This window comes from Mycobacterium sp. (assembly GCF_036488105.1).
In the GTDB taxonomy this organism is placed as follows: Bacteria; Actinomycetota; Actinomycetes; order Mycobacteriales; family Mycobacteriaceae; genus Mycobacterium.
Window position 1 is genome coordinate 1 of record NZ_DASXHW010000164.1, and the last position, 7,543, is coordinate 7,543.

A 7,543-nucleotide genomic window follows, 5' to 3' on the forward strand; every position below is an offset into this window, starting at 1 on the left:
ATGCCGGCATTGCTGAAGACCACGTCGACCTGACCGAGAAGACGAAATGCCTCGTCGGCGAGGTTGATCATCTCCTTGAGATACCTGACATCACACATCACGCCGTGCGCTTCGAACCCCTGGGCCTGCAAGTGCGCGACCGCCTGCTCCAGCGACGGCTTATCGACGTCGGCGAGCACGACACGCGCTCCCCGCCTTGCGAACTCGGTTGCGGTGGCGAAACCGATCCCGTTTGCACCACCGGTGATGACGGCGCCTTTGCCTTCATATCCGTTCATGGCGCGACGGTAGCCGATGGGCCGCGGCCCGCGGCGACGGCCCCGGTCAGTGGGCGGAAAGCTACTTCAGACAGCTGCCGCCGTCGACCGGTAGCGTGACGCCGGTGACGTAACGCGCCTCGTCGGATGCTAGAAACAACACCGCGTTGGCGATGTCCTCGGGCTCGACCCAGCCGATCGGCAGGGTGTGCATCAGCTGACCGACGACCTTCATGTCCTCGGGGCCGGGGTTTTCCAGATCGGGACGGAACAGCTTCATCGTGCCGTCGTTCATGAACAGCGGGGTGTTGACGTTGGTCGGGTGCACAGAGTTGACGCGGATGTTCTGCGCGCCGAGCTCGACGGCGAAGGTGCGCATCAAGCCGACCACACCGTGCTTGGCGGCGACGTAGTGACCGCAGTGCGGGTAGGCCTTGAGGCCGCCGACCGAGCTGGTGAGGATGATCGAGCCGCCGTTGCCGCCCGCGAGGATATGCGGCACACCGGCTTTCACCGTCTTCCACACGCCGCCGAGGTTGATGTCGATCATCGCGGTCCAATCGGCTTCGCTGGTCTTGTCCAGCGTCTGGCCACCATTGCCGATGCCTGCGTTGGCGACGATGATGTCGAGCCGGCCGAGCTGCTCGACGCCGGTGTCCACCGCGGCCTTGAGCGCGTCGTAGTCACGGACATCGACCTCGGCGGTGTAGATCCGGCGGTTGTGGCCCTTGACCAGATCTGCGGTCTCGGCAAGATCCTCGGGCGTGGACGCGGCGATCAGATCCACGGTTTCGATCTTCTTACAGATGTCCACGGCGATGATGTCGGCACCTTCTTGGGCCAACCGCACCGCGTGCGCGCGGCCCTGACCGCGGGCCGCACCGGTGATGAATGCGACCTTGCCTTCGACTCGACCCGCCATCATTTCCTCATTTCATTACTTGTGATTACTCAACCGATGACCGCCGGCATCGTGTCCCAGCCACGCACGGTGGACGTCGGAGACAATGCGGCACGGTTGAGGTCGACTTGCCATTCGGGGAAGCGCTTCAAGATCTCCTCGAGCGCGATCCGCCCCTCCAGCCTCGCCAGTGCGGAGCCCAGGCAGTAGTGGGTACCGACGCTGAAGGAGAGGTGCTGGCGCGGTTCGCGGTGAATGTCGAAAACGTCGCCGTTCGGCGGGAATTGGCGGTGATCGCGGTTCGCGGAACCGATGAGCATCATCATGGCGCTGCCCTCTGGCACCGTCTGGCCGTAGTAGGTGATGTCGCGGGTCACGTAGCGTGCCACGTGTGGAGCCGGCGGTTCGAAGCGCAGAAGTTCCTCGATGGCCGCGGGAATTAGTGCGGGGTTCTCGGCCAGCTCGCGCCGCTGGTCGGGATGCTCGGCCAGCACCTTGCCGGCCCAGCCGATCAGCCGGGTGGTGGTCTCGTTGCCTGCGCCGGACACCACGCTGATGTAGGTGAGCAGCTCCTCGCGAGTCAGTCGCCGCGTGACGCCCTTCTCGTCGGTGAACTCGACGTCCAGCAGATCGGTCATGATGTCGTCGGAGGGATGCTCGGCACGCCAGTCGATGAATCCGGCGAAGAACTCGCCGGTGTTCATGCCTTCGGCTGCCGCCTTCATCGGCTTTCCCGCCTCGGTGCGCATCTGGTCGTTCGTCAAATCCCTTGCGGCTTCTTGGTATTCATCGGGAATCCCGAGGAGCATGCCGATCACCCGCATCGGCATCTGCGCGCCGAGGTCGCCGACGAAGTCGAAACTGTCTCCGTCGGTAATCGGATCCAAACTGTGCGAACAGAATTCGCGGATCTTGGGTTCGAGGTCGTTGATCTTGCGCGGCGTGAACATGCGGGCCAGCAGTTTGCGGTGCACGTCGTGGATCGGTGGGTCTTCGAAGATGATCACGCCGGGCGGGATGTCGATGTTGGCTTTGATCAGCTCAATGATCGCCCCGCGGGCCGAGCTGAACGTCTCGTGGTCGACGAGCGCTCGGTCGACATCGGCGAACCGGCTCAACGCATAGAAGTCATGCTGCTCGTTGTAGTACAGCGGCGCCTCTTCGCGGATCGCCCGGAACGCCCGGTATGGATCGGCATTGATCTCCACGTCGTACGGGTCGTAGTAGACGCCGTCGGGTGCAGTCACGGTCACGGAGCTTCGCCTCTCGCTGCGGGCGCAGAGTTGGTAGCGCTGAGAATCTGCGGCAACTCTGTCACCAGCCACCTGCGGGTGTCAACGCGGAATCCGTTTTCGCTACTCATAATTCTCTGTTAGGGAGAATAGAATTCTCCTAATACTGGTTTTGTGCGATATGCGAACGCTTTTGCGTCATCTGCCGGCCCCGTCGCGAAAGCGCAGCAACGCTTCCTGGGCGTAGGACGCGACGAGGGTGCCGTCTTCGGTGCGGAACGGCTGGTGACACACACCGTGTGAGAGGTGACGGCGGAGGTGAACAAGTCGGTCCAGAGATCCGGGAGGCGGTCAGTGTAAGTTAAATTCTCGCTGACCGGTAACCCGGTTCTCGCCGGCTATTTGCCGACGAAACCTCGCGAGCAGAAGTCCCAGACCTCATCGGCGGTGATGGGATGCGCGGAGTCGTCGTCCGGCCCGCCGCTGGACTGGGCGATGAACATGACCGTTTGCATGGTCATTGCCGCCATCCGGCGCGGGTTGATGCCGGCGCGCAGCTCATTGGCATTGCCTGCGGCTTCCATCAATTCGGCGAGCAAAGTAACAAGGGGCGCGTGAGCGACTTTGACCTCGGCGGGATGTGAGACCAGCAATCGCGGAGCAAAGTCGGTGAACAGCGGCCTCTTGGCTGTCGGGTCGGGCCGCGAAGACTCGAACAGCAACTCGACGGCGACCTTCAGCCCGTCAATCGGGTCATCGTGGTTGGCGGTGGCGGCCCGAATCTGGTCGGCCGAACGGCTCAACGCGTCTTCGAACAGCGCCAGCAGCAGTTCGTGCTTGCCGTCAAACTGCAGGTAGAAGCTCCGTAGCGACTGGCGAGACCGATCGACGACCTCTTGCACGGTGAAGTCTGTGCTGCCCTTCTCGATGATGATGGCCTGAGCCGCATCCAAGAAGCGCTGGACGCGTTGCGCGGCCCGCAGCTTTGCCGTCTTGATCGACCGCTCGACGGCGCGCTGTTTCCAGGCCGGCTCTTCGCTTGGGCTGGTCACGGACGGCTCAGTTGATTGCCGCGAGGGGAGAACATGGTTGGACTGTACCGGAGAACGCCGTGTCATTGGTGTGCTAGCCCCCTCGCGGGACGACGTGTCTGAGATTGTAACTTTCCCTGCACGAGAATACTATTCTCTCGCTGCTCTCCATGGAAGCAGAACCCGAATTACCGGTCGGCGAGGGAGGGTTTATGCAATTGACCTTCGATACCGACGTCGAGGCGTTCCCGACCGACAGTCCCGGCGTTGCGCGCCGGCCTTTTGCATCGGCGTCTGGCCTCGACGACCAAGATTTCAACGAGGTGTTCTTCACCGATGTGCGCGTGCCGGCCGAAAATCTGGTCGGAGAGATCAACCCGGGGTGGCGAGTCGCCACCGGGTCTCTGGGTCACGAGCGCACCATGCTCTGGATGGGCTACGCTGACCAATTGCGGGAAATGACTGAGGATTCCGGCCGTCCAATGAACTGGAACGCGATCGCTACGCCACGCTGGTGATGGATTGCGAGGCGCTGCGATTGCTCGGTTCGGTGGCGCTGGCGCGTGCCGCCCGTGGTGAAGAAGATGTGCCGGGCCAGTCGCTGCTCAAGTTGCTCGGGTCCGAGGCGGTGCAGACCGCGACCGAACACGTGCTGGGTGCCGCGAGTGTCGACGGGCTGATGCACCCCGCCGTCACCGGACCGTATGCCCCGTTGAACTTGGATTCCCATTACGGCAGCTGGTTCGATCGCTACTTCCGCAGCTTCGCCGCGACCATCGCCGGCGGCACGTCCGAAATTCAGCGGAACATCATCGCTCAGCGGATACTCGGCCTGCCTCGCAACTGATCGGGTGCCGCATTCGTCACATGCGTTGCGGTGCGCCGAAGATAGTCGAATTGCCCGCCTCCGAGCGAATTACCACTGATTGCATAAGCGCGTGATCGCCGAATTCGCTCGTAGGCGGGCACATCGGTACTTGGTTCTGTCCGATGTCCGATGTCCGATGTCCGATGCCCGATACCCGATGCGACTGGTGTGAGCCCGGCTCAGAGCTGCACCAAACGCGGCGCAAATCCCTTGGCGCGCAGAGTCGCCCCGGCTTCTCGGGTAAGTTCGCGTGAGCTACCGAGCAGGCCGTCCAGAACCAACGCGCGCTTGATATGTCGGTGCAGTTCATGCTCAGCGGTGAAGCCGATACCGCCAAGCACCTGCTGGCAGTGACGCGCCGCGGTCAGCGCGGCCTGGCCTGCGGCGGCCTTGGCGAGCAGCAAGCTCAGCTCGTCAGGTTCGGCTGCAGCGGCCAGCAGGGTGGCCTCCGCGCCTTCGATGGCGACCAGCGTCTCGGCCAGCCGATGTCGGATCGCCTGAAACGACGCGACGGGTCGACCAAACTGGCTGCGGTCCAAGGCGTGCTGGCGCGCGAGCGACAACATTGCGCGGGCGGCACCCACCAGCCACCACCCAAGCGCATGCCGTCCGGCAGCAACCGGCGTTGAATCACCCTCAGGCACAGGGTGTATCGGCAAATCGCCGCCGAGCACTGAGCTCGGCTCGCCGGTCCGAGCCCAGACAACCCAGGATCCGCCCGTGTATCGCATCGGCACCGTGCCGCCGCCTTCACGACCGGCCGCACGTAGCACGACGTCGTTGAGCACCGGGGCATGAGCGCCGGTCTCACCAAGCAACCGGAACACCAAAGGGACTGCGGATTCTGGCATTTCGTCCAGCATCTCGAGCCAGCCCAGGCCGGCCAGTGCGGCGTCGAGTTGCTGGCCGGACGCCGTGGTCATTGTCTTACGCAAGCCGTCTTCGAGCAGCCGCAAGGATTCGCTGTCCACGCTCACTCCTTGCCCAGATCCAGCAGCCGGCGCGCAATGATGTTGCGCTGGATCTCAGCGGTGCCGCCATAGATGGTCGCCGCTCGCGAGTAAAGGAATTCGGAGCGCCAGGGTGTGTCGTCCAGCTCCAGTGTCCCGGGCAGCAGGTCACGCACGGTGTCGTAGAGCCGCTGCTCGGCGCCGGCCAGCAACACTTTGTCGATCGATGTCTGCGGCCCCAGCGGTTCGCCGTCGGCCAAGCGGTGCTGCGTTGCCCGAGAGCGGCAGCGCAGCGTGTGCAAGGCGAGATATGCTGCGCCGAGCTCATATTCGTCAGGATCGCACATTTCCGCGATCAGCTCGTCGAGGCGCGAGTAGAGGTAAGCGATGCGCTGCCAGAAGCAGGTGGACCGCTCGTAGGGCAGCAGGTCCATCGCGAGTCGCCAGCCATCGCCCGGCTGGCCGAGCATGCGTTCCGCAGGCACCACCACGTCGTCGTAGTACACCTCGCAGAATTCGTCGACCCCGTGCATTGTCCGCAGCGGCCGAATGGTGATGCCGGGAGTGTCCAAGTCGACGAAGAACGCGGTGATGCCGTCGTGGCCGGGTGCGGTGCGGGTGAGCAGAACACACCGGGTGGAGAACTGCGCGAAGCTGGTCCAGACCTTTTGCCCATTGACGACCCAGTTGTCCCCGTCCTGGACCGCGCGGGTAGTCAGCGACGCCAGGTCGCTGCCCGATCCCGGCTCGGAAAAGCCCTGACACCATTGCTCTTCGCCCCTGAGTAGGCGTGGCACCATTTCGGCGGCGAGTTCTGCGGGCGCGTAGTCGATCATCGTGGGCGTCAATACCTCGAGCATCGAATAGGGACCAGGTTCGGCCAGGCGTCGGCCCACTACCTCTTCGCCCACAACCGCGCGAAGCATTGCCGGACCACCCAATCCGCCGACTTCGACAGGCCAGCCGTATCGCATCCAATCGGCGTCATACAGTGCCCTGAGCACCCGGGTGTATTGCCGCATATGGCCCTGCAGCGAATGATCCGGCCCGGGCGTGAGGTCGTGCTCGTCGAGCCAGGCCCGAAGATCCGCCCGGAACTGCTCGACCTTCATGCAGGCGGGCGTCCTACTGCATGCGGGCGGCCCGAGTCGTGTGTGCCGCTGCGCCGGATAAAGGTCATGGCACGGGTTTTCAGCCGCCACCCGTCGGCGGTCCGCACGTAGTTGTCCTTGTAATAAACGATCCGCATGTCGTGGGTGGCGTGGTCGATGAAGCAGAGTGGTTGGGTTCCGGTCGCGGTGTCGCCGTCCAGATCGATCACCGGGGTCGCGGTCATGAACAAGCCTTTGGGGGCTGCGTCCACCAGCACCGGAAACCGGTCCAGCGAATATGTTTCGCCGAACGCACTGTAGGTACCGTCGGGGGTGAAGACCGCGACCAATCCGTCGAGGTCTTCCTGCGTGATCGTCACCGCGTAGCGAGCCAGCAATTGCTGGATCTCGACAAGGTCCTCAATTCGGTTGGACATAAACCTTGCCGCCTTTCATCACGAAGCCCACCTTCTGGGTTACGCCGATGTCGGACAATGGATCCCCCGGCACGGCGATGATATCGGCAACATGGCCCTCGGCCAGCCTGCCTCGGTCGGTCACATTGATGAGATCGGCGGCCACCACGGTGGCGGCCCGCAGCACCGCCAACGGCGGCAGCCCCCAGTCGACCAGCGTGACAAGCTCGTCGGCGTTCTTGCCGTGCGGAATGGCGGGAGCGTCGGTTCCGACCGCGATCTTCACGCCGGCTTCGTAGGCCGCCAGGATCGAGGTCCGCGACTTCGGGAACATCTCTGCGGCCTTGGCCTGAAGCTCGGGCGGGGCATGCGAGACGTCCATTCCTTCCGCCAGCCGTCGCGTCGAAACCAGAAACGTGCCGCGCTCGACCATCAACGCGATCGCCTCGTCGTCGATCAGGAACCCGTGCTCGATGCAGTCGATACCGGCCTCGACGGCGTGTTTGACCGCTTCGGCGCCATGTGTGTGCGCGGCCACCCGCATCCCACGCCGATGGGCCTCGTCGACGATCGCGCGCAGCTCCTCATCCGAATAGTGCTGTGCGCCAGGCGGTCCCGTCATTGACATGACGCCGCCCGAACAGCAGACCTTGATCAGCTCCGCGCCGTGTTTGATCTGGTAGCGCACCGCCCTGCGGATCTCGTCGACCCCGTTGGCGATGCCCTCCTCGACCGTCAACTCCAGTACGTGCGGCGCGAACGCGGCGAACATCGTCGGGTCCAGATGCCCACCGGTC

General features: G+C 63.8%; 8 protein-coding genes and 1 pseudogene. 1 reads left to right on the forward strand and 8 read right to left on the reverse strand.

Annotation, left to right across the window (positions count from 1 at the left end; translation table 11 throughout):
- From VGH54_RS08535 to VGH54_RS08550, 4 genes are all read right to left on the reverse strand, one after another.
- The coding region (locus tag VGH54_RS08535) for an SDR family NAD(P)-dependent oxidoreductase (RefSeq protein ID WP_331511512.1) at positions 1-278 on the reverse strand (278 nt) is incomplete at its 3' end.
- 61 nt (positions 279-339) lie between these two features.
- Complete coding sequence (locus VGH54_RS08540; RefSeq protein ID WP_331511513.1) at positions 340-1,179, reverse strand: mycofactocin-coupled SDR family oxidoreductase; 840 nt, start codon at positions 1,177-1,179, stop codon at positions 340-342.
- Positions 1,180-1,208: 29 nt separating this feature from the next.
- Positions 1,209-2,411, reverse strand: a complete 1,203-nt coding sequence (locus VGH54_RS08545) for a cytochrome P450 (RefSeq protein WP_331511514.1) — start codon at positions 2,409-2,411, stop codon at positions 1,209-1,211.
- A 377-nt stretch (positions 2,412-2,788) separates the two neighbouring features.
- Positions 2,789-3,442, reverse strand: coding sequence for a TetR/AcrR family transcriptional regulator (locus VGH54_RS08550; protein WP_331511515.1), 654 nt, complete (start codon positions 3,440-3,442; stop codon positions 2,789-2,791).
- Between the two features lie 227 nt (positions 3,443-3,669).
- Between VGH54_RS08550 and VGH54_RS08555 the strand changes: the two are divergent.
- Positions 3,670-4,268, forward strand: a pseudogene (locus VGH54_RS08555) (acyl-CoA dehydrogenase family protein); the annotation flags it as partial.
- A 200-nt stretch (positions 4,269-4,468) separates the two neighbouring features.
- Here VGH54_RS08555 and VGH54_RS08560 read toward each other — a convergent pair.
- From VGH54_RS08560 to VGH54_RS08575, 4 genes are all read right to left on the reverse strand, one after another.
- The gene (locus tag VGH54_RS08560) at positions 4,469-5,212 is read right to left on the reverse strand and encodes an acyl-CoA dehydrogenase family protein (RefSeq protein WP_331511519.1); all 744 of its coding nucleotides are present in this window, start codon (positions 5,210-5,212) and stop codon (positions 4,469-4,471) included.
- Between the two features lie 50 nt (positions 5,213-5,262).
- Entirely contained in the window at positions 5,263-6,351 is a 1,089-nt protein-coding gene (locus VGH54_RS08565; RefSeq protein WP_331511516.1) for an acyl-CoA dehydrogenase family protein, read from the reverse strand.
- Positions 6,348-6,767: a nuclear transport factor 2 family protein gene (locus VGH54_RS08570; RefSeq protein ID WP_331511517.1), complete on the reverse strand. Its 420-nt coding sequence runs from the start codon at positions 6,765-6,767 to the stop codon at positions 6,348-6,350. Before VGH54_RS08570 ends, VGH54_RS08565 begins: the two co-directional genes overlap by 4 nt.
- Positions 6,751-7,543: amidohydrolase family protein (locus tag VGH54_RS08575; protein ID WP_331511518.1), on the reverse strand; the 793-nt coding region annotated here is incomplete at its 5' end. The genes VGH54_RS08575 and VGH54_RS08570, both read right to left, overlap by 17 nt.